The following is a 23,007-nucleotide window of genomic DNA, read 5'->3' as shown; positions in this document are numbered from 1 at the left end:
AGTCCGTTTGGGTGAGCCTGTAGAGTAAAGGCAACGACACGAGGGGGCCAGATGGTCGTTCGGGACCGGAAACTGTGGCGCCATGTGGCGGCCTTCGCGCTCGTGGTGTTGGCGCTGGGCGTGGCCCACCAGTGGATCAATCCCTGGTTGCGATACGATCGCGCGGCGCTGGCGGCGGGCCAGGGTTGGCGGCTGTGGAGCGCTCACGTCAGCCATCTGAACCTGTGGCATACGGTGATGAATCTGGCCGGGCTTGGTCTGATCGTCCATTTCTTCCGTGATGTGCTGGATCGCTGCCGGTTCTGGGGATGGCTGCTGTTTTGCGGACTGTTTTCCAGCGTCGCGCTGTACCTTCTCGACCCGGGGCTGGACTGGTACGTGGGGCTGTCCGGGTTGCTGCATGCCTTGCTGGTGTTCTGCCTGTTACTCGGCTGGCGTGGCCACCCGTGGCTGCATTCGCTGGTGCTGGCGGTGGTGGCCGGCCGTTTGCTGGTCGAGCAATGGCCCGGTTATGACGTGGATTATCTGCGTGGCTGGATCGGGGGCAGTGTTTACGTGAACGCCCATCTGTATGGGGCGATCAGTGGTGTTTTCCTGATGATGGGAGTGACAGGGTTTGAACGAAGCCGTATCGGACACAAGGAAAGGTAGCAAAGGGCCGGGGTGCCTGCTGAACGGATTCGCCGCGGCCTTTCTTCTGGCGGGCCTGGCCGCCATGTACTTCGTCGCATTGAAGCCATTGTTTCATTATTGGCAGACCGACAGCTGGGAACGGGTGCCGGCCCAGGTATTGGACAGCCGTCTGAATCGCAGCACGTCGGAGGACTCCACCACCTACAGCGTGAGTGCGCGCTATCAATACCAGTACCAGGGGCGCACCTACACCAGTGAATCGGTGTCTCTGTACGGCGGCAGTGATAACTTTGACGATTTCTGGCAGCGTCTGGCCCGGCGTCTGGAGCGGGCCCGGCTGACGCAACAGCCGGTGCAGGCCTGGGTGAATCCGGACCAGCCGGAAAAGGCTTATCTGGAACGCGGCCTGCGCTCCGGCTCGTTGATTTTCGGCTTCGCGTTCGGGGCGGTGTTCATGCTGGTCGGCGGTGGCCTGCTGTACTTCTTTAATCGTAAAGCGAAATCGCCAACCGGGGGCGAGGGGGACGCGGGCGAGCCGGTTTACTACAGCAACCAGAAGTCCGGGCATGGCTGCCTGGTCGTGTTCGGCCTGATTTTCGTGCTGGTGCCGGCGCCGGGCTATATGAGCGCGGTGGAGGGCGTGCCGCGAGGCGATTACGCCATGCTGTTCATCTTTCTGTTCCCCCTGATCGGGCTGTTGGTGGTGGCCGGAGGCTGGATGGGCCGGCGCCGTTACAAGTTCTTTGGCCCGACACCGCTGACCCTGGACCCGAATCCGGGCTATGCCGGCGGGCAGGTGGGCGGTGAAATCCTGATCAACCGGGTCGTGCCCCATTCGGCCCGGTTCAACGTATCGCTTTCATGTGTGCATCAGGAGACCCGTGGCAGTGGCGATGAGCGCCGCACTGATACCACGGTACTGTGGCAGGGCGAGCAAAATGGGTATATAGAGTCGGGCCTGCGCGACAGCCGTGTTCAGTTCTGTTTCGATGTGCCGGGGAGTATGCCGCCCACCTATCAGCGTGGCCGGCAATCGGTGCACTGGCAGGTTTCCATGGGGGGTGACGTGGAGGGGCGCCAGTTACGTCGCGATTGGACGATTCCGGTGATGCAAGGCGACGTCGGCAGTCGCTTCACCCTGCCGGAGTCCCACGTGGCGGAGGACCGTCGCGAGCGTGAGGAAGCGGCGCTGGCATCGGCCAGGGAGCAGATTGTGATCAAGCGCACCGGCCTGGGGTTGACGGTGACCAGCCGTGCCGGCCGCAATCTGGGCCTGAAACTGGGCTTTCTGCTGTTCGGCGGCATCTTTGCCGCGGTGGGTACCTTCCTGCTGACGCTGGCCCTTGATGAGGGCGGCATGCTGTACTTGATGGCCGGCGTGTTCGGGTTGGTGGGCTACGGCCTGGTCCTGGTAACGCTGTATATGCTCGGACGCAGTCTTCAGGTGGTGATCCGTGGCGACGAAGTGCGCAGCCGCCGGCGCTGGCTGGGGATTCCGCTGCGCCAGCGCCGCATGCGGCTGCGCAACGCCGCTCAACTGGTGCTCGACAGCGCGGTCAGCTCCACCACCAATGGTCGGGTGATGGAATACATGAACCTCTATGCGGAGGACGAGAGCGGGCGGGTGCGAGTGGCCGAGGGCATCGCCGGGCAGCAGGCCGGGGAGCAGCTCCGCGAGGAACTGTTGCGGGAACTGCATCTGGTTTGATACCCCCGGTCCGGGCTGATTTGCTAGAATCGATGACCCCCATACTTGGCGAGACACGACGATGAACAAAGAGCGCCTGATCATATTCGACACCACCTTGCGTGACGGCGAGCAAAGCCCCGGCGCCACCATGGACCAGGACGAAAAACTGCGCATCGCCAAGGCGCTGGAGCGGATGCGGGTGGATGTCATCGAGGCCGGTTTCGCCATCGCCAGCCAGGGTGATTTCGAGGCGGTGAAGGCGATCGCCGATACCGTGCGCGAATCCACCATCTGTTCCCTGGCGCGGGCCAAGGCCGAGGACATCGATCGCGCCGCGGAAGCGCTGGCGGGGGCCGAGTCGGGCCGCATCCACACCTTCCTCGCCACCAGCCCCATTCATATGGAGCACAAGCTGCGGATGACGCCGGACCAGGTGGTGGAAAACGCGGTAGCGGCGGTCAAGCACGCCCGTAACCGCATCGACGACGTGGAGTTCTCCTGCGAGGACGCCGGTCGTTCCGAACTGGATTTCCTGTGCCGTATCGTCGAGGCGGCCATCGACGCCGGTGCCCGCACCATCAATATCCCGGACACCGTGGGCTATAACATCCCCGAGCAGTTCGCCCACACCATCCGTTCCCTGCTGGAGCGGGTGCCGAACGCCGACAAGGCGGTGTTCTCGGTGCACTGCCACAACGATCTGGGCCTGGCGGTGGCCAACTCCCTGGCGGCGGTGCAGGCCGGCGCCCGCCAGGTGGAGTGCACCATCAACGGACTGGGCGAGCGGGCCGGTAACGCTTCCCTGGAGGAAATCGTGATGGCGGTGCGTACCCGCCAGGATCTGTTTCCGGTGGACACCGGCATCAACACCCGCGAGATCGTGCCGGCGTCGAAACTGGTCTCCACCATCACCGGCTTCCCGGTGCAGCCCAACAAGGCCATCGTCGGCGCCAACGCCTTTGCCCATGAGTCCGGTATCCATCAGGACGGTGTGCTCAAGCACCGCGAAACCTACGAGATCATGTCCGCCGAGGACGTCGGTTGGCACACCAACCGCATGGTGCTTGGCAAGCACTCCGGCCGCGCCGCTTTCCGCGCCCGTCTGGAAGAATTGGGGATCCCGCTGGGCTCCGATGCGTCGCTGAACATAGCGTTTCAGCGCTTCAAGGATCTGGCCGACAAGAAGCACGAGGTGTTCGACGAGGACCTGCAGGCGCTGGTCAGCGATACCCGCCAGGCAGCGGAACAGGAGCGTTACCAACTGGTGGTGCTGGAGGTGACCTCCTGTACCGGCGAAACGCCGAAGGCGCGCATTGTCATCAACGTGGACGGTGAGGAACGGGAGGCCACCGCCGCCGGCGCCGGACCGGTGGACGCTACCTTCAAGGCCATTGAGTCCCTGGTGCAAAGCAACTGCAGCATGTCCCTGTATTCAGTGAACGCCATTACCTCGGGCACCGACAGCCAGGGCGAAGTGACCGTGCGGCTGGAAAAAGGAGGGCGCATCGTCAACGGCCACGGCGCCGACACCGATATCATCAGCGCTTCGGCAAAGGCGTATCTGAACGCTCTGAATCATTTCGCGTCGGGGCTGCAGCGGGCCCATCCGCAGGCCGCGGACGTATGACCAAAGGCGCCTTCACGCAATACGCTGGCACGCGGCACGCAAACACGGCATGTCAGTCACGGCGTGTCAGTGTATTGATAAGTGCGGAAGCCAGCCGCAATGGAGCGGCCCATGAATGAACCGCAACGGCAGAGTTACCTGAAGGCCCTGGGGCTGACGCCCTGGGTGGCGCGGGTGGCGCTGCCCGGCGCGGCGCCTTCTCCGGAACTGGCGCCGCCGGAGCCTCCACCGACCCCGAAGGCCGCGCCAGCGAGCGCCGAAGCGCCTCCCGCAGCGGTGGCAACCGAGGCGCCGGAAGCGCCGCCGTCGTTGTCCCGTGAATTGGAACGGACGCCGTCGGAGCGGCCCGCGGCAACGCCGCCGCCGGCGCCGGTTCAGCCCTCGCCGGAGCCTGTCGCCGCCGATCAGGCGGTGGTTTTCACGCTCGAAGCGCATCTGGCCGGTGAAACCTGGTTGCTATTTCAACAAAGCGATGCCAAGGCGCCGGGGCTGGGCCGTCACGACGGCGCCCTGGCGGCATCGCTGCTGGCGTTGTTCGCCGCCGGCCCGGCCCGGCCGCGCCGGTTCTATTGTCCGCTGACCGACGATCAACCGATGGACCGGAATGCCGCCTCCCAGGCCTTGGCCGCGTTCGTCGCCGGTTTAGCGCGGCTGGATGGCGGGCAGCGCACGCTGTTTTGTCTGGACGAGGCTCTGGCGAAGCAGGTTCTCGGCACGGAACGCTATCAACCGTTCAAGCTCGGCGAGATGGAGGCTCTGGTGGTGAGCAGTCTGGAGGAGATGCTCTCGGAGCCGGCGCGGCACAAAAAACGCAGCTGGCGGGCGATGGTGGCAGCGGGCTTCCATGGCTGAGATCACCGACGACGTGCGTCTGCGCACCATGACCAGCGCGGATCTGGATCGGGTACTGGTGGTGGAACAGGCCTGTCAGTTGACGCCCTGGTCGATGACCAATTTCCGCAGCTGTCTTTCCAGCGGTTACCGTTGCAAGGTGGCGACCCGAGAGGGGGAAATCGCCGGCTTCATGGTGTTGTCCGCGGTGCTGGATGAGGCCCATCTGCTGAACATCGCGGTGGCGCCGGCCTGGCAACGGCGTGGCATCGCCCGCTGGATGCTGGAGCAGGCCATTGCCCGGGCCGTCGACGAGGACATGTCGGTAATGTACCTGGAAGTGCGGGCAGGCAACCAGGGCGCGCGAAAGCTCTATGAACAGCTCGGTTTCGAGGTGTGCGGCCGGCGCCCCAATTATTACCGGACCACCGACGGCCACGAGGACGCGGTGCTGATGACGTTGATGCTGTGATGCGCAAGGGGCCTTACACGTAACACGCTGGCAGGCAAAAACACGCCATTCGCTGGTAAAGCAGCTTCCCACAGCGACTCTGCAGCTCCCCCTGTGGGAGTGGCCTTGGCTATGAATACGGTATCCGGGCAACTCGCATCGCCACAATCATTGTTGATCCGGTTTTGCCCCCAAAGCGCTTTTCATTTGCCAGCCCTGATCGCCTTTACTGAATACCAGCCGCCGTTCCCGATTGAAGGTGTCGCCTTCCTCGAACGGGCCGAATTCCACACGTACCGCGGCCAGGGCCATGGTCATGGCGAAACGGTCCATGGGTTCGCGTTCGCTGTCGCCACGAATTTCACTGGCGTAGTCGGCCAGGCCCTTGCGGGCGCGCAGTCGATAATTCACTTCCACGCTGTAATCGCCCTGGCTGTCCTCCACCGCGCTGAGTTGCTCAACCTCTTCCACTTCCAGCAATTCGTTGAGATGCCCCTGTTCCAGCTCCGCGTTCAGAGCATCGCGTATCACATTGTCGCCGGGCCCGCTGTCGCAGGCGGTGAGCAGGGCGGCCAGGGTCAGCAGGAGCCATACAGGCAGGGAGCGTGGCAGGGTCATGACATTATCCTTATTAGCGAAAGACTCATGCTAGCAAGGCAGCGGCGCGGAGCCCATTGACCGCGCCGCCGTGGCCGGATGTCACAAGCTGCCGAGAGCCTGTTGAATCTGCCGGGCCCAGGCCACGCTATGGCGATAGGCCACTTCGTAGAACGAAGTGTCGTTAAGCCTGGTGAGCCGGTCGAAGCGGCCGTTTTCGTAGTGTTCCACCTCGTTGAGCAGGTCTCCGAGTTTCCCTTCCCGGGCGACCAGGGCACGTTTCACTTCCTGGCTCAGCGGCACCTGGTCCATCAATTCCGGCATGGCGATGTCGGTGATGACGTCCAGTTGTGAGAGCAGGCCGACGATAAAATGATTCACCGGGACCTCCTCGCCGGAAAGCTCGGCCATCACTTCGCACATGCGTCCGCGCACCAGCATATTGCGGACCAGATGGGCGGGTTTGTTCTGGCTGCCGTGGACCAACAGCAGATTGGCCCAGCGGCGCATTTCGTCCATGCCCAGCAACGCGATGGCCTGGGACAGGGAACTCACCTCACGGTGTAAACCCTGGGCGGCGGAATTGACCACGCGCAGAATGCGCCAGGTCAGGTGCGCGTCCTGGATGGCAATGGCCTCCAGTGAGGATGGCGTTGCTTCCGGGTTATGCAGTTCGGCGAGCAGGCGCAGCAACAACAACTGATTGCCGGCGATTTTGCGGCCTTTCACCGGTACCGCCGTGGACAGGAAGTCACCTTGGTAGTAACTGAACCCTAATTCCAGACAGACGCGGAAACGGCGCCGATCATCCAGATGATCGGCAAGCAGGTCGGCGCCGTGGGGCCGGAGCCGTTCCACGGTGGCGCGCAGTGTATCGTCGTCGAAGCGGCGAACATCCAGTTTGATAATGTGGACCAGATCCAGCAGCGCGGGATCCATCTTGTCGGTTGGTCCGAAGCCGTCCAGCGCCAGGCGGTAACCCTGACCGGCCCAGCGTCGGGCCTGATCCAGCAACACTTGCGGCTCGGCCAAACCGTGGTCGAGGTCAAGGATATACTGTTTTTTGGGCAGATGAGGTAACGACCGGGCCAGCAGCACTTCCGGGGTCACGCGCAGGAAAGTGGGTATGGTGCGGGTGCGGCCGTCCTGATAAACCTGCGAATAGGTGCCCAGAATCACCGGATGGCTGGATTCGATGTCGGACAAGGTGACGCCGTCCCCACTGCCTTGCAGCAGCAGTTGGAAAGCGGCCAGGTCCTGATTCTTGCTGTACACCGGCCGACAGGCCAGCATGACGTCCAGGGCATCGTCGTCGACGATCGCCTGTTTGAGAGTCATTGCCACGTTGTCATTCCTGCTCACAGAATACGGAAGAGTCGGAAACGTTGATCAAGCGGACGAGGACAGCCGTCCGCCGCGTGGGCCGGGCTGGCCGTCGGGGCCGTACAACGGATTGCCGGCCTGTTCGCGCAGGGCATTGAGCAGCCTCAGATTGTTGGCCGCGCGCAGTTCGATCAACTCACCGTTGATCCGGTTGTCCGCGGCCACGGCCCGGGCATGGGCCTGGATCGCCCGCCACAACGGCAGACAGCCCGCCTCGCGGGCCGCCTGCTCGTCGCCTTGGGGGGTATTGTCATAGCCGAGCCGCCGCAGGGCGTCCCGGCGCCGGCTCTCGAAAGTGTCGAGTGTTTCCAGCAGGGCGGCTTTGCGTTGCGCCACGGCCCCCAGCGCCGGACCATCGACGCTGCCCTCAACCAGCAATGCCCGCTCTTCGGACAACAAGTGCCCCAGCGAGGCCAGGTGATCGTGCTGGCGCTGCAGATGGGTATTCAGACTCATGAAGGATCGGACCGCGTTTCCAGTTCTTCCCGAACCCGCTCGATCAACCCGTCGGCAATGCGATCGGCCCGGATTTCCAGGCGGCCCTCGCTGATCGCCTGGCGGATTTCCGCCACCCGCGCGGTGTCGATGTCTTCGTCACCGCAGTCCCGGCGCAGATGAGTTACCGCCGCCGGGCTGGTTTCCGCGGGTTCGCTGGCGGAACGCTCGACGCTGCGCTCGGCGGCTTTCTCCTGCACCGGGCGATTGGCGCTGAAGGGGTGCGGATGGTCAATTTTCACAGCTGTCTCTCCATTGCGTTCGCGGAGGTGCCTTGAGGTCGTTCAAGGTCCCCTCCCACCCTTCATCGGCCGAAAAACCCGGCGCTTTAGCCCGGAAAGGTCAAAATGTGACCCGGGTCCGGTTTGGCCCGCTCACCACCACTGTCAGCACCCGCCGGTCCGGCAAGCGCACCCGGATCCGCTCACCCAATGCGCCGTCTTCCAGAGCGTGGGCCGCGCGTTCGATACGAAAGCCGGTTCCCATGGCTTCCACCTTCACCGGTTGTCGCCGGCGTACCAGCGGCCGTACCCGCAATACGCTGTCTTGCAACACCATGCCGGCGTTCAGTGGGCGGGTCAGTTCCTTGCCAACAAGCTGATCCAGATCGGTGACCGTCCGGCGTGGCAGGGTGCTCAGGTCCCCTTCCCGCGCTCGCAGGTCGTCTTTTTCCAGAATGGTGCCGGCGTCCAGGTTTTGCGCCGCAGCCCAGTAGCGCCCCCGGGCGCTGACCCGGGCCTGCAGATAACGGACCTGACCATCACAGCGCACGCCGACGGTCACCGGTCCGAGCAGGGGGCGCTGATGACCAGGTAGAAACGGGGTGGCGTCGCCGCATTGCGGTAAAGGCGCGGTCGGCGATTGCATCGTCACCTCGATGTGATCCCCCAACCCGGCGGCCTCCCGCAACAGAAAGGCCCTGGCCTGTTGCTCCATCGGAGCCACCGCCACCGCCAGCGAGGCGGCTGTCAGTAACAAGCCGGTAACCAGCCAGCGCAATGCCTTCATCCGTTGCTTCTCCCACGGCCTGATAACGGCATTGTACGAAACCCGCCAGCAGGCGAATAAACGAAATAACGATCAAATAGGGGGCTGTTTGGCCGTTTGCCGTGTCCCCGCCCGTTTTAGTCTGGTGGTATCCAAAAGGAGTTTCGCCATGATCGACAAACTGGCCGGTGCCCTGAACTTCTACCAGCAGGCGCTGCAACTTCGTCACCAACGGCAGGGGGTGTTGGCGGGCAACATCGCCAACGCCGACACCCCGCATTTCAAAGCGCGTGACTTCAACTTCTCCGATGAGCTGGCGCGGGCGGTGGCCGGGAGTGAACAGGCGCGGGCCTTGCATTTGACCACCACGTCCGAGCGGCACTTTCCGTCAGGGACCGCCGGGATATCCTCTGAGCAGGTGGACTTGCTGTACCGGGTGCCGGACCAACCGAGCCTGGACGGCAACACCGTGAACATGGATGTGGAACGGGTGCAATTCGCCGATAACTCGGTCCGTTACCAGGCCGCGCTCACCATGATCAACAGCCGTATTCAGAGCCTCAAGGGCGCCATGCAATCGGAATAAAAAAGGAAGCCGCTATGTTTTCCATCTTTGAAATTTCCGGCTCGGCGATGGTGGCTCAGGCCCAGCGCATGAACGTCACCGCCAGCAATCTGGCCAATGCCGACAGCGTTGCCGGGCCCGATGGTGAAGCCTACCGGGCGCGCCAGGTGGTGTTCGAAAGCCGCCAAAACGGGGAAGGCAGTGTTGGCGTGTCGGTGCGGGAAGTGGTGGAGGACCCGGCGCCCCTGCGTCGCGAGTACCGGCCCCATCATCCGCTGGCGGACGAACAGGGCTACGTGACCATGCCGAACGTGGAGCCGGTTCATGAAATGGTCAACATGATCGCCGCCTCCCGTTCCTACGAAGCCAACGTGGAAGTGCTCAACACCAGCAAACAGATGATGCTGAAAACCCTGACCGTGGGAGAGAACTGATGGCGGCTGCCACCCAGAACATTAGTAACTCCGTTCTGAACAGTATGAACAGCACCAGCAGTGGCGGCAGCCGCGGCGCCGCCGGTGAGTTGCAGGACAGTTTCATGACTCTGCTGGTGACGCAACTGAGAAATCAGGATCCGATGAATCCGATGGAAAACGCGGAGATGACCTCGCAGCTGGCGCAGATCAATACCGTCAGTGGCATCCAGGAACTCAATGCCCGGCTCGGAGAAATCAACGATCAAATCGACGCCGGCAAGGCACTGCAGGCCACCGCCCTGATCGGCCGGGGGGTGCTGGTTTCCGGCGATCGGGTGCTGGTGGGTGAAGAGGGAGCCACCACACCGTTCGGTGTGGAGCTGGATAAAGGCGCCGATAACGTCGTGGTCACTATCACCGATGGTTCCGGGCAGGTGGTGCGCCGCTTTGAACTGGGCGCCCTGGACGCCGGTGTCGAGTCCTTTGTCTGGGACGGCAAACTGGAAGACGAAACCCTGGCGCCGGAAGGCGCTTATAAGGTTTCGGTGACCGCCACCAGCGGTGACACGTCGATGGACGTTACCACCTTGAATTATGCCCTGGTCAACGGGGTGAAGATGGGAACCGACGGTCAGCCGCGTCTGGACCTTGGCGGCATTTCCGATCCGGTGACGCTGGACGAAGTCCGGCAGATTCTCTGAACAGGAGCTGAAAGATGGGTTTTTCTCAGGCATTGAGCGGTCTTAACGCGGCCGCCAGTCAACTGGATGTGGTCGGCAACAATATCGCCAACTCCCAGACAGTGGGGTTCAAGGGGTCATCGGTGCAGTTCGCCGATGTCTATACCGGCGCCAAAGTCGGCCAGGGGGTGCGAGTGGCCGGCGTATTGCAGGACTTTTCCAACGGGACGCTGGAAAGCACCGGGCGGAACCTGGACCTTGGCATCAATGGGGCCGGCTTCTTCCGTTATCTGCAGGGTGACCAGATTGTCTATTCCCGTAACGGCCAGCTGACCCTGACCAAGGAAGGCTATCTGGAGAACGCTCAGGGTGCCCGTCTCACCGGTTTCCCGGAGGGGGTTGGCACTGGCGGCCAACCACAGGTGCTGCAGGTGCCGGCCGGTGGCATGAACGCCAGCGCCACCACTGGCGTGGATGCCACCTTCAATCTGGACGCGGAGAGCGACATCATCACCGACGCCTTCGATCCGGCGGACGACGACACCTACTCCTACGCCAACACCACCACGGTCTATGATTCCCTCGGTGTCCAGCACACCATGACGCTGTACTTCGTCAAAACCGGTGAGAATGAATGGGCGGTTCACAGTGCCGTGGATGGCACCGTGGATGCGGCCAACACCGGTGAGCTGCGCTTTAACAGCAACGGCACCCTGGATGAAGCCAACAGCACTTTTCCGGACCACGCCTTTGCCATGAACAACGGCGCCGATGACGTGACGTTCGGCATCAACTTCAGAGGTACCACTCAGTTCGGTCAGGAATTCGACCTGGGCTCGTTGGATCAGAACGGTTACACCGCGGGCAGCCTGGTGGGGGTCACCGTGGACGACGACGGCAACATCATTGGTAATTACGCCAATGAGCAGTCTCAGGTGCTCGGCACCCTGGCCCTGGCCAACTTCCGCAATCCCGAAGGTTTGCGGCCGGCCGGCGATAACGCCTGGGTGGAAACCGGTACCTCCGGGCAGCCGCTGTTGGGGCTGGCGGGTACCGGCATGTTCGGCAACGTGGAATCCCAGGCGCTGGAGGTCTCCAACGTGGATCTGACCTCCGAACTGGTGGACCTGATCATCGCCCAACGCAATTACCAGGCCAACACTCAAACCATCAAGGTGCAGGACGAGGTTCTGCAGAACGCGGTGAACCTGCGTTAATCGTCGAGGCTTGAGATATGGACCGCATACTCTATACCGCCATGGTGGCGGCTAAGCAAAGCCAGGACCAGCAGGCGGTGGTCAGCAACAATCTGGCCAACGCCACCACCTCCGGCTTTCGCGAGCAGATTCACGCGCTGCGGGCGGTGCCGGTGCGGGGTGACGGAGCACTGCCGACGCGGGTGTCGATGATGGCGACCACGCCGGGCACCGATTTCAGTATCGGTCCGATCAACGCCACTGGTCGTGATCTGGACGTGGCTCTGCAGGAGGGCAACTGGCTGGCGGTACAGGGCGCCGACGGCACCGAGGCGTACACCCGTCGAGGTGATCTTCAGGTCAACGGCGAGGGATTGCTGACCAGTGCCGGCCGGCCGGTGATTGGCGATGGCGGCCCCATCGTGGTGCCGCTCGGTGCCAGCCTCTCGATCGGCGCCGACGGCACCGTCAGCGCCATCGGCGCCGGGGAGCAGCCCGATGCCATCGCCGAGGTCGGACGTCTGAAACTGGTTAACGCCGCCGCCGGAAATCTTGAGCGCGGTGATGACGGTTTGTTCCGCGCCGGAGCCGGTGTGCTGCCGCGTGATGAATTGGGTCGTCTGCAATCCGGTGCCCTGGAAGGCAGCAACGTCAGCACCATGGAAGCCATGGTGTCGATGATCAACACCGCCCGCCGCTACGAGATGCAGCTGCAAGTGATCGAGCACACCGACCAGAACTCACAGCGCGCCAACGCTCTGTTGTCGATGAACTGAGGTCGGCCCGCGAATGCGGCCCGATAACGAGATAACCGAAAGAGGACATCGCCATGATTCGCTCTTTGTGGACCGCCAAGACCGGTCTCGAATCGCAGCAGGTGAAGATGGACGTGATCGCCAATAACCTGGCCAACGTCAGCACCAATGGGTTCAAGAAATCCCGCGCCGTGTTCGAGGATTTGTTGTATCAGAATCTGCGTCAGCCCGGCGGTCAGAACGATGTACAGAACCGCTTGCCGTCCGGTCTGCAGATCGGCACCGGGGTGCGGCCGGTGGCCACCGAACGTTTGCACGCTCAGGGGGGGCTTGAGCAGACCGGTAACTCACGGGATCTGGCGATCAACGGCAAGGGGTTTTTCCAGGTGCTGATGCCGGACGGTACCATCGCCTATACCCGTGACGGCAGCTTCCAGCTGGATGAGAACGGCCAGATGGTGACGTCCAGTGGTTACCCGCTGGAGCCGGCGATCCTGATTCCCGATAACGCGCTCAGCGTCACCATCGGTCAGGACGGTATTGTTTCCATCACCGAGCCCGGTTCCACCGATGCCCGCGAAGTGGGGCAGTTGACCCTGTCCACGTTCGTTAACGCCGCCGGCCTGGAAAGCATCGGCGAGAATCTTTACCTGGAGACCGCCGCTTCCGGTATGCGTACCGAAAGCATGCCGGGCATGAACGGCGCCGGCCGGATTTACCAATCCTATGTGGAAACCTCCAACGTCAATGTGGTGGAGGAAATGGTCAACATGATCCAGACCCAGCGGGCCTATGAGATCAACAGCAAGGCAGTGCAAACCTCCGATGAAATGCTTGCCCGGCTCACCCAGCTCTGATCCGCGCCGGTGGGGGCTGGCCCTGGGCCTGTTTCTGTTGGCGGGCTGCGCGCAACTGCCGCGCCCTTCCGTGGTGGGTGAACAGGAGCGGGTGGAGATCGCCCAGCCGCCGGCGCCCCAGGCCAACGGCTCCATTTTTCAGGCCAGGCGTGGCTATCACCCGCTGTTCGAGGACAACCGGCCGCGTATGACCGGTGATGTGCTGACCATTGTGTTCGACGAAGAAGTCAGCGCCAGCAAAGTCTCCAGCAGTAATGCCAACCGTACCGGCAACAGCACCTTTACGCCGCAAGTGCTGCCCAAGGGGCTGGAGGGCCTGGCCGACTATGGCTTCGACCTGACCGGTGAAAACACCTTCGAAGCGGGCGGCGGTTCCCGGGCCAACAACAGTTTCACCGGCACCCTCACCGTTACCGTTTTGGAGGTGCTGAGCAACGGTAATCTGCGCGTGCGGGGGGAAAAACAGATCGCCATCAACCAGGGAACGGAATTCATCCGTTTCGCCGGCGTGGTGGATCCCCAGGTGATTCGCGGCGACAACTCGGTACTGTCCACCCGGGTCGCCGACGCGCGCATCGAATATGTCGGCGACGGCTACATCAATGAAGCTCAGCACATGGGGTGGCTGCAGCGGTTCTTCCTGAATATCTCCCCGTTCTGATGACGGCGCCAACCATGAAACTGTTTGCCTTACCTCGTTCCCGATCGCACCGCCCAAAATGGTTGGCGGCATGGCTGTTCCTGCTGTTGTCATGGCCACTGTCCGCCGGCGCGGAAACTCTGCGGGAACTGGCCAGCTTTGCCGGCGTGCGTGACAACACCCTGGTGGGATATGGCCTGGTGGTGGGGCTGGACGGCAGCGGCGACCAGACCATGCAGACGCCGTTCACCACCCAGGGGCTGACCAATATGTTTTCGCGGTTGGGTATCACCGTGCCGGCGGGTACCAACATGCAGCTGCGTAACGTGGCAGCGGTGATGGTGACCGCCGATCTGCCGGCGTTCGCCCGCCCCGGGCAGCGCATTGACGTGGTGGTGTCCTCGGTGGGCAATGCGCGCAGCCTGCGTGGAGGCACTTTGCTGATGACGCCGCTGAAAGGCGTGGACGGCCAAACCTATGCCCTGGCCCAGGGTAACCTTCTGGTCGGTGGGGTTGGCGCCGAGTCCGGCGGCAGCAGTGCTCAGATCAATCAACAGGCCGGTGGCCGTATCAGCGGCGGCGCCATGGTGGAGCGGGAAGTACCGTTACAGCTCGGTGGAGACAACGGTGTGCTGGAATTGCAGTTCCACGATGCCGATTTCGATACCACCTGGCGCGCGGTGCAGGCGATCAACCAGGAGTTTGGCTCGCCGGTGGCCAGTGCCGTCAACGGCGGTGTCATTCGTCTGGTCGGCCCCCGCGACGATAATCGCCGGGTGGCGTTCATGGCGCGGGTGGAACGCATTGCGCTGAATCCTTCGGACGCCCCCGCCAAGGTAGTAATCAATGCCCGTACCGGTTCGGTGGTGTTGAACGGGCGCGTCACGCTGCGACCGGCGGCGGTGGCCCACGGCAACCTCTCGGTCACCATCGACACCCGTTTTGGTGTCAGTCAGCCGGCGCCGTTTGGTGACGGGGAAACCGTGGTGGTGCCGGACAGTGATATTCGTATCGAGCAGGAGGGCGGGGCACTGCAGGTGGTGGAAGGCGCGGACCTGATGGAAGTGGTGGACGCGCTGAATGCCTTGGGCGCCACGCCCCAGGATCTGATGTCGATCCTTCAGGCGCTCAAGTCAGCCGGCGCGCTGCGCGCGGAACTGGAGATACTGTGATGGCTGTTGGCGCGGGCAATAACCAGTTCGCCCTCGATTTGCAGGGGCTGCAGCGGCTCAAGCAAAAAGCCGCTCTGGAACCGGCCAAACAATTGGCGCACGCGGCGCAACAGTTCGAAGCGTTGTTCTTGCAGCGGATGGTCAAGAGCATGCGTGATGCGGTCCCTCGTTCGGATTTGCTCGACAGCAACCAGTCCCGCTTCTATCAATCGCTGGCGGACCAGCAGCTGGCGCAACATGTGGCGGGTCGTGGCGTCGGTCTGGCGGAGCAACTGATCAGCCAGTTGTCGCCACGGGCCGGCGGCGGTACCGAGGTGCCGGCTGCTTTTGGAGCCGTGCCCCGTGCTTTGGGGGCGAAGCAGGCGTTACCGGTCACCGCGCCGGACCGCTTTGCCGGGGTGGTGGAACGTCAGGCGGAATGGAGCAAGGAGGCGTTCCTGCAACGGCTCTCCGGGCCCGCCGGCGAAGCCAGTGAACGCAGCGGTCTGCCACGGGAATTGCTGCTGGCGCAAGCGGCGCTGGAAACCGGTTGGGGGCGCCATCGCATTCACACCGCCGAGGGCGCCGACAGTCATAACCTGTTCGGCATCAAGGCCGGGACGGGGTGGCGCGGCAACACGACCGACATTATCACCCACGAGTACGTGGATGGTGAGAAGGTCCGGCAGGTGGATCGTTTCCGTGTTTATGACTCTTACGCCGATGCCTTCGCCGATCATGGTCGTCTGCTCACTGAAAATCCGCGTTACGCCGGGGTAATGTCGGCGCCGGATGCGCACAGCGCCGCTCGTGCCCTGCAAGCGTCCGGTTATGCCACCGATCCGGCCTACGCGGAGAAATTGATTGCGGTCATGGAGGGATTGAGCGGCACCTCGCTGGCAAGCACGACGATCGACTAATGTAATCCCGCAATGTGCGGGTGCGCTATTCGCTGCCAAGGCAGCTTCCCACAGCAGGTTACTACGGAGCCGCTGTGGGAAGCTGCCTTGGCAGCGAATGACGAGCCATATAAAAAGGTCGAACATCAGATGCTCTGGCCGTCAATACAAATAAAACCGCCGCCGGGACTCAAGTAGCGCCCGCCGCCGCCGATAACCTGATTAGATAACGCAGGGATACCGTCGATGAGCTTGTTTTCCATTGGCCTGAGTGGTCTGAACGCGGCCCAGAACGCGCTGTACACCACCAGCAACAACATCAGTAACGTCTACACGCCCGGCTACAACCGGGAGCTGGTTTTGCTGGGTGAACGCGGGGTCGGCAACGGCGTGCGGGTAAACGACATTCAGCGTCAGTTCGACCAATACGTGGCCGAGCAACTGAATCAATCCACCAGCAACGCCAGCGCCTTGCAGGCCTACCAGACTCAGGTCAGCCAGATTGACAATCTGTTGGCGGATCAGGAGGCCGGCCTGGCTCCGCTGATCCAGAAATTTTTCTCCTCCCTGGAAGACCTGGCCGGGGCGCCTTCCGACCCCGCGTCCCGCCAGGGCGTGATCGGTAGCGCCGATACCTTGTCCGCCCAGTTCCGCTCGTTCCAGCAATACCTGGATGACATGCAGAGTGGTATTAACGGACAGATCAGTGACGAGATCACTCAGATCAACAACACCGCCGAGCAGATCGCCAATCTGAACCGGGAAATTGCCCTGGCCAAAGCCAAGCAGGGCGAAGCACCGAACGCCTTGCTCAATCAACGCGACCAGTTGGTGGCGGAACTGAGTGAGCGTGTCGACGTCAAGTTGTCGGTGCAGGAAAGCGGCACCTACAACCTGAGTATCGGTAATGGCCAGCCGCTGGTGGCCGGTACCCGTAGTTTCGATCTGGAAGCGGTGGAATCAAAGACCGACCCGTCCCGTCTGGTGGTGGGCTACCACGACTCCGCCGGTAACCTGGTGGAACTGAAGAGCAAGAACATTCAGGGCGGTACCCTGGGCGGGCTGTTGAACTTCCGCGAAGAGACTCTGGATAAAACCCAGAACGAGCTGGGCCGTCTGGCGGTATCCCTGGCCGGGGCCTTCAATGAGCAGCACCGTGCCGGTGTTGATTTGAATGGCGACGCCGGCGGCGACATGTTCGCCATTGGTACCCCCCGCCTGTACAGCCACGCCGATAACACCGGCACCGCCACGCTGTCGGTTGCCTTTGGCGATGCCGGTGATTTGACCACCAGCGATTACACGGTGACCGTGGTTGATCCCGCCACCGGTGAGTTCGCCATTACTCGCAAGGACAATGGCGAAACCGTCAATGCCACCCTGGATGCCAATAACCAGCTCAGCTTCGGTGGCGTGGTCGTCACCATTGATGACCCGACACAGCTCGTCGCCAATGATCGCTTCGAGGTTCAGCCCACCCGGTATGCCGCCGGTGGTATGGAAATGCTGATTCGCGATACCGCCGAGATCGCCGCCGGCAGTGCCGCCGGCAGCGGCAACAACGAAAACGCGCTGGCGCTGCAGGAATTGCAGAACCAGTCTCTGGTCAGCGGCAACGCCACGTTCAGCCAGGCTTACGCCTCGTTGGTGGGGGACGTTGGCAACCGCACCAATATCGTCAAGGTGAATCTGGCGGCACAGCAGGGTTTGCAGGAGCAACTCAGCGCCGTGCAACAGTCGGTATCCGGGGTGGACCTCAATGAGGAAGCCACCAACCTGATCCGTTTCCAACAGTATTTCCAGGCCAACGCCAAGGTGATCGAAGTCGGCAGCACCGTGCTGGATTCGATTCTTGGCCTGCGTTAACCGGTCAAGGAGCCCTCGTTATGCGTATCAGTACGGTGACCATGTTCGAGCAAAGCATGACCTCCATGAACCGGCAGCAGGCGGACTTCATGAAAGTCAGTCAGCAGATAGCGTCCGGGCGGCGGGTAGTCAATCCGTCCGACGATCCGCAAGCCGCTTCCCAGGCGGTCCGCGTGGCGCAATCCCTGGCGCTCACCGAACAATATGGTGACGCGAGGGTCAGCGCGCGCAATGCGCTGTCCCAGGAAGAGAGCGTGCTGAACAGCGCCAGTGATTCAATCACTCAAGCCAAGACACTGATCCTGCAGGCGGTGAATGGCACGCTCAGCGACGCTGACCGGGATTCCGCCGCCAGTGAATTGCGCGGGATCTATGAAACCCTGCTCGGCCAGGCCAACGCCACCGACGGTAACGGCCGTTATCTGTTCGGCGGCTACCAGGACGACAGCCCGCCGTTCGTCAAAAACGGCGGCGGCGTGGACTATGTGGGGGATACCCGGGTGCGCCAGCAGCGCATCGATGCCTCCCGTTTGATGCCGGTGTCCGATAACGGCGAGGACATCTTCCAGAGTGTGCATACCAGTGCCGGCTATCTGGCTCGCGCCGAAGGCGGCAATAGTGGATCCCTGACCTTCACCGGACCGGACGTGGTTGATGTCGATGACCCGGACTTCGGTGGCGCCTTTACCATCGAGTTCGCCGACGACGGAACCGATATCACCTACAGGGTCAACGGAGGCGTGCCGCAACCTTATCAGGAAGGTGAACCGATCCGTTTCGGCGGTCTCTCCATGACATTGGAAGGCGCGCCGGCGGACGGTGACAGTATCGCGGTGGACAAAGCCGCCGACATGGATCCGGACTTGTTCGCGACCTTTGAGCGGGCTCTGGCGGTGCTGGAGAATCCGGCCTCCACCGACGCGGAGAAGGCGGCGCGTACCAACACCCTGAACAACGCACTGCGCGAACTGGACAATGGCCTGGACAATGTTCTCACCGTGCGGGCCTCGGTTGGCGCCCGCCTTAACGAGTTGGACGTGGTGGATACGGTGGCGGAGAACCGTACTCTCAACTACGAGCAGACCATGTCGGATCTGGTGGATCTGGATTACGTCGAAGCGATTTCCGAGTACGTGCTGCGCCAGGTCGGTCTGCAAGCCGCTCAACAGAGCTTCATGGGCATCAAGGGGATGTCGCTGTTCGACCGGATGTAAAGGGCCGGTTTCTCATGGCATGAGCCATGAAGCCGCTGAAAAACGTCATGCCGGACTGGATCCGGCATCTCCCGCTACGAAGTGATGCGCCCTCCAGAGGGGGCCGGGTCAAGCCTGGGATGACGGGGCTTTTCAGGAATTCCCTACGAAGTCACTGTGGGAAGCTTGCTTGCAAGCGAATCTTTGGGCTGGAAAGTCCATTCGCTTGCAAGCAAGCTTCCCACAGTCGATCTCTCCAAAGGCCTCTCAAACAGGGGATGCCAAACGTTCCAGCAGATGCTGCAAAACCTCCAGTCCTTCCCCGAACAAGCCCTGAAGAAAACGCCCAAGGTCCCCCATCAGTACGGTCAGAAGAAACAGCCCCAGGGTCAACGACAACGGGAAACCCACTGAAAACACCGTTAACTGAGGCGCGGAGCGATTCAGGATGCCGAGCGCCAGATTGGTGATCAGCAGTGCACAGACCAGAGGCAGCGCCAGCATCAGACCGGAGGCGAATATCGTACCGCCATAGCGCACCAGCAGTTCGAAGCCATCGCTATCCAGACCGGCCAGCCCCACCGGCAGTGTCCGGAAGCTGCCCGCAAGGGTGTCGATCACCATCAGATGGCCGTTCACCGCCAGAAACATCAGCAGCGTTATCATGTACAGAAAACGCGATACGATCATGGTGTTGGCGCCGGTGTCGGGGGCCACGAAGGTGGCGAAGGCGAGGCCCATCTGCAGCCCGATGAAGTCGCCGGCGGCCATCACCACCGCGAACATGACCCGCAATACCAGCCCCATGGCCACGCCGATCAGAACTTGCTCCACCGAGACCCCGAGGCCGGCCCAGGACAGCACGGGAATCGCCGGGGGCGCCGGCAGATGAGGCACGATCGCGATGGAGATCAGCAGCCCCAGGCCAATCTTCATCTGCCGGGGCACGCTGGAATGGCCGAGCAACGGCGCGGCGCTGAAAAACGCCAGAATACGCAGAAAAGGCCACCAGAAGGCGGTCAGCCAGGTGTGCAGCTGATCGAAGGTGACCTGAATCATTGGGGTCAGGACAACAGCAGCGGCAGGTTCTGGAACAGCTCGCGGGTGAAGTCGATGATCAGATGCAGCAGCCATGGACCGGCCAGCACCACCACTGCGAACACACCGAGAATCTTCGGAATGAACGAAAGCGTCATCTCGTTGATCTGGGTGGTGGCCTGGAACAGACTGACCAGCAGACCGATCACCAGAGCCGTGATCAACAGCGGCGCCGCCAGCATCAGCGTTACCATCATGCCCTGATAGGCCAGGCCCATTACCGCTTCCGGTGTCATGGCGTTCCTCCGGTCAGACGAAAAAGCTCTGCGCCAGCGAGCCGATCAGCAGTTGCCAACCGTCCACCAACACGAACAGCATCAGTTTGAAAGGCAGCGAAATGGTCGCTGGCGGCACCATCATCATGCCCAGGGCCATCAACACGCTGGCCACCACCAGATCGATGATCAGAAATGGAATGAAAATGGTGAAGCCAATCTGAAACGCGGTCTTCAGTTCGCTGGTCACGAACGCCGGTAGCAACACGCGCAATGGCACGTCCTCCGGCCCATTCAGGTTTTCCGCCTTGGCCAGCCGCGCGAACAGCGCCAGATCCGGCTCCCGGGTCTGCGCTATCATGAATTCCCGGAACGGCTCGCTGCCGACGCTGAGCGCCTGCTCGAAGCCCATTTCATCGTTGGACAATGGCACCCAGGCTTCCTGATAAACCCGGTTCAACACCGGCGACATAATAAAGAAAGTGAGAAACAGAGTGAGTCCGAGCAGAACCTGATTGGGCGGCGCCGACTGGGTCCCCATGGCGGTGCGGAGCAAACTGAACACGATGATGATGCGGGTGAAGCAGGTCATCATCAGCAACAGAGCGGGCAGGAACGCCAGGCTGCTGAGCAGCAACAACGTTTGCAGCTGGATCGACCACTGCTGGCCGCCGTCGGCGGTGGGCTGGCTGGTGAGACCGGGAATGCTGGCTTGCGCCCCGGCCAGATCAGGCAGCATCAGCGCGGACACCAGCAGGGTGGCCACCAGCAGCCAGCGCTGGCCGCGCTTCATGATCCGGTCCCGCGGGTTTTGCCGGTGCCGCCGGACCCTTTCCGCTCGCTCCCGTTGAGCGCTTTGGCGAAGCGCGCGGCGAAACTGATGTCCTGATTCGCGACGTCCCGATGCTCGCCCGCGAGCGCGGCTCGCTTCGGCGCCGGCAATTCATGAACCTTGCTGATGCCGCCGCCGCTAACGCCAAGCACCAGCCAGGTGCCTTCCACCTCCACCACGACCAGCCGTTCCTTGGGACCCAGGGCGCGGCTGCTGACCACTTTCAGTGCCTGACCCTGACCGGGCAGGTTGTTGAGGCGGCGCAGCAGCCAGGCGCACAACAGGATAATGGCGACGATAAGCAGCAGGGCGAACGCGGTTTTACCGATCACCGCGAGTCCGATCCAGCCTTCACCGTGTTGTGTCAGGGTATCGGTGTTCATGGTTCAGCGATTCAGCTTCTGGACCCGTTCGGACGGGGTGGCGATTTCGGTGATACGGATGCCGTAGCGATCGTCCACCACCACCACCTCGCCTTGGGCGATCAGGTATCCATTGATCAGAATGTCCATGGGCTCGCCGGCCAGGCCGTCCAGTTCAATCACTGACCCCTGAGCCAGCTCGAGCAGCTGTTTTATGGTGATGCGGGTACGCCCCAGCTCCACCGTCAGCTTCACCGGAATGTCCATGATCATTTCCAGATCGCGCGGCCCGGAACCAGACCCGGCTTCCGCTTCCAGTGGCTTGAACACCTGGCCACCTGCGTTGCGGGTGGCATCGCCGCCGCCGGTCGGGTCATCGCTGGCGTCACCGGCTTGCTGCTCGGCCAGGGCTTCGGCCCAGGGGTCGTCCTCGCCGCCACTGTTTTTTTCGTTCAACGCTTCGGACCAGAGGTCATCGTGCTCCGGCTGCTCCGGCTGCTCCGGCTGCTCCGGCTGATCGGGTTTATTGGGATCACTCATCTTCGGATTCCTTGGGTTGCGGCGTGGACGCTTTAACGAACGGGGAGCTCGAAGGTGGACCGGTGTGATCGATCATGCGCACCACGCGCAACGCCCGCTGGTCTTCACGGCTGCCGTATTCACACTCCATGACTGGAACACCGTCCACGTGGGCGCGGACACTGTCCGGTAGTTCGATGGGTAATACATCGCCTTGCTTCAGTGCCATCACGTCCGCGATGCGGCTGGCCACGGAAACGAACTCCGCCACCAGCTCCACCTCGGTCTGGCGTAACTCGCCGGCCATCCGCCGGGTCCAGCTTTGATCCCCTTCGCGGCCATTGGGGCCCAGGTTGGTGAGCACATCGCGTAGCGGCTCGATCATCGAGTAGGGGATGCACACCTGAAAGTCGCTGGCCAGATTGCCGACCTCCAGATGGAAAGTGGTATTGACCACGATCTCGTTGGGGGAGTTGGTGATGTTGGCGAACTTGGCCTGTATCTCCGAACGCAGATACTGGACGTCCAGGGCGAAAACGGTGCTCCAGGATTCCTGGTAGGCATCGATGGCGAGGCGCAGCACCCGGCGAATGATCCGCTGTTCGGTATTGGTGAATTCCCGGCCCTCGGAGCGGGTCAGGAAACGACCATCGCCGCCGAACAGATTGTCCACCACCATGAACACCAGGCCGGGTGGAAATACCACCAGGGCGGTGCCGCGCAGTGGTTTCATCGCGATCAGATTGAGATTGGTCGGCACCGGCAGATTGCGGGCGAAATCCTTGAAACTCTGATAGCGCACGGAATCCACGGTGATATCGGCACTGCGCCGGATCAGGTTGAACAGGGCCACGCGGAAATGACGGGCGAAGCGTTCGTTGATGATGTCCAGGCTATGCAACCGTTCCCGGATCACCCGATGCTGCGAGGCCGGGTCGTACGGCTTGATCCGCGACTCGTCGGTTTTGACGCCGTCGTCATCGCCGCCGGGACCGTTCAGCAGCGCGTCGATTTCTTCCTGGGACAGCAGATCGTCTTGGGACATGGCGTTATCGTCGGGCGGCGTCGG

General features: G+C 62.3%; 27 protein-coding genes. 16 read left to right on the top strand and 11 right to left on the bottom strand.

The genetic code is table 11. The features are described from left to right. The first annotated feature begins 51 nt into the window (after positions 1 to 51). The 5 genes from rrtA to rimI all read left to right on the top strand — a co-directional run bounded on the left by rrtA (position 52) and on the right by rimI (position 5,253). Positions 52 to 651, top strand: coding sequence for a rhombosortase (rrtA, locus tag E0L37_RS09115; protein WP_133491434.1), 600 nt, complete (start codon positions 52 to 54; stop codon positions 649 to 651). Further along, complete coding sequence (locus E0L37_RS09110; protein WP_133491433.1) at positions 617 to 2,341, top strand: DUF3592 domain-containing protein; 1,725 nt, start codon at positions 617 to 619, stop codon at positions 2,339 to 2,341. Before rrtA ends, E0L37_RS09110 begins: the two co-directional genes overlap by 35 nt. Positions 2,342 to 2,402: 61 nt before the next feature. Further along, complete coding sequence (locus E0L37_RS09105) at positions 2,403 to 3,950, top strand: 2-isopropylmalate synthase (RefSeq protein ID WP_097058640.1); 1,548 nt, start codon at positions 2,403 to 2,405, stop codon at positions 3,948 to 3,950. A gap of 111 nt (positions 3,951 to 4,061) precedes the next feature. Continuing rightward, positions 4,062 to 4,802: a hypothetical protein gene (locus E0L37_RS09100; RefSeq protein ID WP_133491432.1), complete on the top strand. Its 741-nt coding sequence runs from the start codon at positions 4,062 to 4,064 to the stop codon at positions 4,800 to 4,802. Further along, positions 4,795 to 5,253, top strand: coding sequence for a ribosomal protein S18-alanine N-acetyltransferase (gene rimI, locus E0L37_RS09095; RefSeq protein ID WP_133491431.1), 459 nt, complete (start codon positions 4,795 to 4,797; stop codon positions 5,251 to 5,253). Before E0L37_RS09100 ends, rimI begins: the two co-directional genes overlap by 8 nt. A gap of 147 nt (positions 5,254 to 5,400) precedes the next feature. On the opposite strand, the gene E0L37_RS09090 is transcribed toward rimI, so the two are convergent. From E0L37_RS09090 to flgA, 5 genes are all read right to left on the bottom strand, one after another. Beyond that, complete coding sequence (locus tag E0L37_RS09090) at positions 5,401 to 5,850, bottom strand: hypothetical protein (protein WP_133491430.1); 450 nt, start codon at positions 5,848 to 5,850, stop codon at positions 5,401 to 5,403. An 81-nt stretch (positions 5,851 to 5,931) separates the two neighbouring features. Beyond that, complete coding sequence (locus tag E0L37_RS09085; protein WP_240687450.1) at positions 5,932 to 7,167, bottom strand: EAL and HDOD domain-containing protein; 1,236 nt, start codon at positions 7,165 to 7,167, stop codon at positions 5,932 to 5,934. A gap of 51 nt (positions 7,168 to 7,218) precedes the next feature. Beyond that, positions 7,219 to 7,668 carry a flagella synthesis protein FlgN gene (locus E0L37_RS09080; protein ID WP_133491429.1) on the bottom strand — a complete coding sequence of 150 codons (450 nt, stop codon included), beginning with the start codon at positions 7,666 to 7,668 and terminating at the stop codon, positions 7,219 to 7,221. Then, positions 7,665 to 7,949, bottom strand: a complete 285-nt coding sequence (gene flgM, locus E0L37_RS09075) for a flagellar biosynthesis anti-sigma factor FlgM (RefSeq protein WP_133491428.1) — start codon at positions 7,947 to 7,949, stop codon at positions 7,665 to 7,667. Before flgM ends, E0L37_RS09080 begins: the two co-directional genes overlap by 4 nt. A gap of 100 nt (positions 7,950 to 8,049) precedes the next feature. Beyond that, positions 8,050 to 8,715: a flagellar basal body P-ring formation chaperone FlgA gene (gene flgA, locus E0L37_RS09070; protein WP_133491427.1), complete on the bottom strand. Its 666-nt coding sequence runs from the start codon at positions 8,713 to 8,715 to the stop codon at positions 8,050 to 8,052. A gap of 148 nt (positions 8,716 to 8,863) precedes the next feature. Here flgA and flgB point away from each other — a divergent pair, with 148 nt between their 5' ends. The 11 genes from flgB to flgL all read left to right on the top strand — a co-directional run bounded on the left by flgB (position 8,864) and on the right by flgL (position 18,933). Continuing rightward, positions 8,864 to 9,280: a flagellar basal body rod protein FlgB gene (flgB, locus tag E0L37_RS09065; RefSeq protein WP_133491426.1), complete on the top strand. Its 417-nt coding sequence runs from the start codon at positions 8,864 to 8,866 to the stop codon at positions 9,278 to 9,280. 14 nt (positions 9,281 to 9,294) lie between these two features. Continuing rightward, positions 9,295 to 9,693: a flagellar basal body rod protein FlgC gene (gene flgC / locus E0L37_RS09060; protein ID WP_133491425.1), complete on the top strand. Its 399-nt coding sequence runs from the start codon at positions 9,295 to 9,297 to the stop codon at positions 9,691 to 9,693. After that, positions 9,693 to 10,376: a flagellar hook assembly protein FlgD gene (gene flgD, locus E0L37_RS09055; RefSeq protein ID WP_133491424.1), complete on the top strand. Its 684-nt coding sequence runs from the start codon at positions 9,693 to 9,695 to the stop codon at positions 10,374 to 10,376. Before flgC ends, flgD begins: the two co-directional genes overlap by 1 nt. A 14-nt stretch (positions 10,377 to 10,390) precedes the next feature. After that, positions 10,391 to 11,572, top strand: coding sequence for a flagellar hook protein FlgE (gene flgE / locus E0L37_RS09050; protein ID WP_133491423.1), 1,182 nt, complete (start codon positions 10,391 to 10,393; stop codon positions 11,570 to 11,572). Between the two features lie 17 nt (positions 11,573 to 11,589). Next, complete coding sequence (locus E0L37_RS09045; RefSeq protein WP_133491422.1) at positions 11,590 to 12,327, top strand: flagellar basal body rod protein FlgF; 738 nt, start codon at positions 11,590 to 11,592, stop codon at positions 12,325 to 12,327. A gap of 53 nt (positions 12,328 to 12,380) precedes the next feature. Next, positions 12,381 to 13,163, top strand: coding sequence for a flagellar basal-body rod protein FlgG (flgG, locus tag E0L37_RS09040; protein WP_133491421.1), 783 nt, complete (start codon positions 12,381 to 12,383; stop codon positions 13,161 to 13,163). Further along, a complete protein-coding gene (locus tag E0L37_RS09035) occupies positions 13,132 to 13,824 on the top strand; it encodes a flagellar basal body L-ring protein FlgH (RefSeq protein WP_133491420.1) in 693 nt (230 codons plus the stop codon). Before flgG ends, E0L37_RS09035 begins: the two co-directional genes overlap by 32 nt. Positions 13,825 to 13,838: 14 nt before the next feature. Further along, on the top strand, positions 13,839 to 14,975 hold the full coding sequence (locus E0L37_RS09030) for a flagellar basal body P-ring protein FlgI (RefSeq protein ID WP_205655594.1): 1,137 nt from the start codon (positions 13,839 to 13,841) through the stop codon (positions 14,973 to 14,975). Further along, positions 14,975 to 15,874, top strand: coding sequence for a flagellar assembly peptidoglycan hydrolase FlgJ (gene flgJ / locus E0L37_RS09025; protein ID WP_133491419.1), 900 nt, complete (start codon positions 14,975 to 14,977; stop codon positions 15,872 to 15,874). The genes E0L37_RS09030 and flgJ overlap by 1 nt, the downstream gene beginning before the upstream one ends. A 225-nt stretch (positions 15,875 to 16,099) precedes the next feature. Continuing rightward, positions 16,100 to 17,719, top strand: coding sequence for a flagellar hook-associated protein FlgK (flgK, locus tag E0L37_RS09020; protein ID WP_133491418.1), 1,620 nt, complete (start codon positions 16,100 to 16,102; stop codon positions 17,717 to 17,719). Positions 17,720 to 17,739: 20 nt separating this feature from the next. Beyond that, complete coding sequence (flgL, locus tag E0L37_RS09015; RefSeq protein ID WP_133491417.1) at positions 17,740 to 18,933, top strand: flagellar hook-associated protein FlgL; 1,194 nt, start codon at positions 17,740 to 17,742, stop codon at positions 18,931 to 18,933. A 246-nt stretch (positions 18,934 to 19,179) separates the two neighbouring features. Here the strand turns inward: flgL and fliR are convergent, their stop codons facing one another. Genes fliR through fliM form a run of 6 tightly spaced genes read right to left on the bottom strand, consistent with a single transcriptional unit; the run spans position 19,180 to position 22,983 of the window. Continuing rightward, positions 19,180 to 19,971 carry a flagellar biosynthetic protein FliR gene (fliR, locus tag E0L37_RS09010; protein WP_133491416.1) on the bottom strand — a complete coding sequence of 264 codons (792 nt, stop codon included), beginning with the start codon at positions 19,969 to 19,971 and terminating at the stop codon, positions 19,180 to 19,182. 5 nt (positions 19,972 to 19,976) lie between these two features. After that, positions 19,977 to 20,246: a flagellar biosynthesis protein FliQ gene (gene fliQ, locus E0L37_RS09005; RefSeq protein WP_133491415.1), complete on the bottom strand. Its 270-nt coding sequence runs from the start codon at positions 20,244 to 20,246 to the stop codon at positions 19,977 to 19,979. A gap of 13 nt (positions 20,247 to 20,259) precedes the next feature. Then, on the bottom strand, positions 20,260 to 20,964 hold the full coding sequence (gene fliP, locus E0L37_RS09000) for a flagellar type III secretion system pore protein FliP (protein ID WP_133491534.1): 705 nt from the start codon (positions 20,962 to 20,964) through the stop codon (positions 20,260 to 20,262). A gap of 50 nt (positions 20,965 to 21,014) precedes the next feature. Beyond that, positions 21,015 to 21,440, bottom strand: a complete 426-nt coding sequence (gene fliO, locus E0L37_RS08995) for a flagellar biosynthetic protein FliO (protein WP_133491414.1) — start codon at positions 21,438 to 21,440, stop codon at positions 21,015 to 21,017. 3 nt (positions 21,441 to 21,443) lie between these two features. Beyond that, positions 21,444 to 21,959: a flagellar motor switch protein FliN gene (gene fliN / locus E0L37_RS08990; RefSeq protein ID WP_133491413.1), complete on the bottom strand. Its 516-nt coding sequence runs from the start codon at positions 21,957 to 21,959 to the stop codon at positions 21,444 to 21,446. Further along, positions 21,952 to 22,983 (bottom strand): flagellar motor switch protein FliM, encoded by a 1,032-nt coding sequence (fliM, locus tag E0L37_RS08985; RefSeq protein WP_133491412.1) that lies wholly within the window; start codon positions 22,981 to 22,983, stop codon positions 21,952 to 21,954. Before fliM ends, fliN begins: the two co-directional genes overlap by 8 nt. Positions 22,984 to 23,007 lie beyond the last annotated feature (24 nt).

This window comes from Alcanivorax sp. 24 (assembly GCF_004360225.1).
Classification (GTDB): domain Bacteria; phylum Pseudomonadota; class Gammaproteobacteria; order Pseudomonadales; family Alcanivoracaceae; genus Alloalcanivorax; species Alloalcanivorax xiamenensis.
This window is presented reverse-complemented; position numbering and strand designations above follow the sequence as displayed.

Bases quoted from the DNA above. Each gene is read 5' to 3' on its own strand.
- rrtA (WP_133491434.1), top strand. From the start codon at position 52: ATGGTCGTTCGGGACCGGAAACTGTGGCGCCATGTGGCGGCCTTCGCG.
- E0L37_RS09105 (WP_097058640.1), top strand. From the start codon at position 2,403: ATGAACAAAGAGCGCCTGATCATATTCGACACCACCTTGCGTGACGGC.
- E0L37_RS09100 (WP_133491432.1), top strand. From the start codon at position 4,062: ATGAATGAACCGCAACGGCAGAGTTACCTGAAGGCCCTGGGGCTGACG.
- rimI (WP_133491431.1), top strand. From the start codon at position 4,795: ATGGCTGAGATCACCGACGACGTGCGTCTGCGCACCATGACCAGCGCG.
- E0L37_RS09090 (WP_133491430.1), bottom strand. From the start codon at position 5,850: ATGACCCTGCCACGCTCCCTGCCTGTATGGCTCCTGCTGACCCTGGCC.
- E0L37_RS09085 (WP_240687450.1), bottom strand. From the start codon at position 7,167: ATGACTCTCAAACAGGCGATCGTCGACGACGATGCCCTGGACGTCATG.
- E0L37_RS09080 (WP_133491429.1), bottom strand. From the start codon at position 7,668: ATGAGTCTGAATACCCATCTGCAGCGCCAGCACGATCACCTGGCCTCG.
- flgA (WP_133491427.1), bottom strand. From the start codon at position 8,715: ATGAAGGCATTGCGCTGGCTGGTTACCGGCTTGTTACTGACAGCCGCC.
- flgB (WP_133491426.1), top strand. From the start codon at position 8,864: ATGATCGACAAACTGGCCGGTGCCCTGAACTTCTACCAGCAGGCGCTG.
- flgC (WP_133491425.1), top strand. From the start codon at position 9,295: ATGTTTTCCATCTTTGAAATTTCCGGCTCGGCGATGGTGGCTCAGGCC.
- flgD (WP_133491424.1), top strand. From the start codon at position 9,693: ATGGCGGCTGCCACCCAGAACATTAGTAACTCCGTTCTGAACAGTATG.
- flgE (WP_133491423.1), top strand. From the start codon at position 10,391: ATGGGTTTTTCTCAGGCATTGAGCGGTCTTAACGCGGCCGCCAGTCAA.
- E0L37_RS09045 (WP_133491422.1), top strand. From the start codon at position 11,590: ATGGACCGCATACTCTATACCGCCATGGTGGCGGCTAAGCAAAGCCAG.
- flgG (WP_133491421.1), top strand. From the start codon at position 12,381: ATGATTCGCTCTTTGTGGACCGCCAAGACCGGTCTCGAATCGCAGCAG.
- E0L37_RS09035 (WP_133491420.1), top strand. From the start codon at position 13,132: ATGAAATGCTTGCCCGGCTCACCCAGCTCTGATCCGCGCCGGTGGGGG.
- E0L37_RS09030 (WP_205655594.1), top strand. From the start codon at position 13,839: ATGAAACTGTTTGCCTTACCTCGTTCCCGATCGCACCGCCCAAAATGG.
- flgJ (WP_133491419.1), top strand. From the start codon at position 14,975: ATGGCTGTTGGCGCGGGCAATAACCAGTTCGCCCTCGATTTGCAGGGG.
- flgK (WP_133491418.1), top strand. From the start codon at position 16,100: ATGAGCTTGTTTTCCATTGGCCTGAGTGGTCTGAACGCGGCCCAGAAC.
- flgL (WP_133491417.1), top strand. From the start codon at position 17,740: ATGCGTATCAGTACGGTGACCATGTTCGAGCAAAGCATGACCTCCATG.
- fliR (WP_133491416.1), bottom strand. From the start codon at position 19,971: ATGATTCAGGTCACCTTCGATCAGCTGCACACCTGGCTGACCGCCTTC.
- fliQ (WP_133491415.1), bottom strand. From the start codon at position 20,246: ATGACACCGGAAGCGGTAATGGGCCTGGCCTATCAGGGCATGATGGTA.
- fliP (WP_133491534.1), bottom strand. From the start codon at position 20,964: ATGCTGCCTGATCTGGCCGGGGCGCAAGCCAGCATTCCCGGTCTCACC.
- fliO (WP_133491414.1), bottom strand. From the start codon at position 21,440: ATGAACACCGATACCCTGACACAACACGGTGAAGGCTGGATCGGACTC.
- fliN (WP_133491413.1), bottom strand. From the start codon at position 21,959: ATGAGTGATCCCAATAAACCCGATCAGCCGGAGCAGCCGGAGCAGCCG.
- fliM (WP_133491412.1), bottom strand. From the start codon at position 22,983: ATGTCCCAAGACGATCTGCTGTCCCAGGAAGAAATCGACGCGCTGCTG.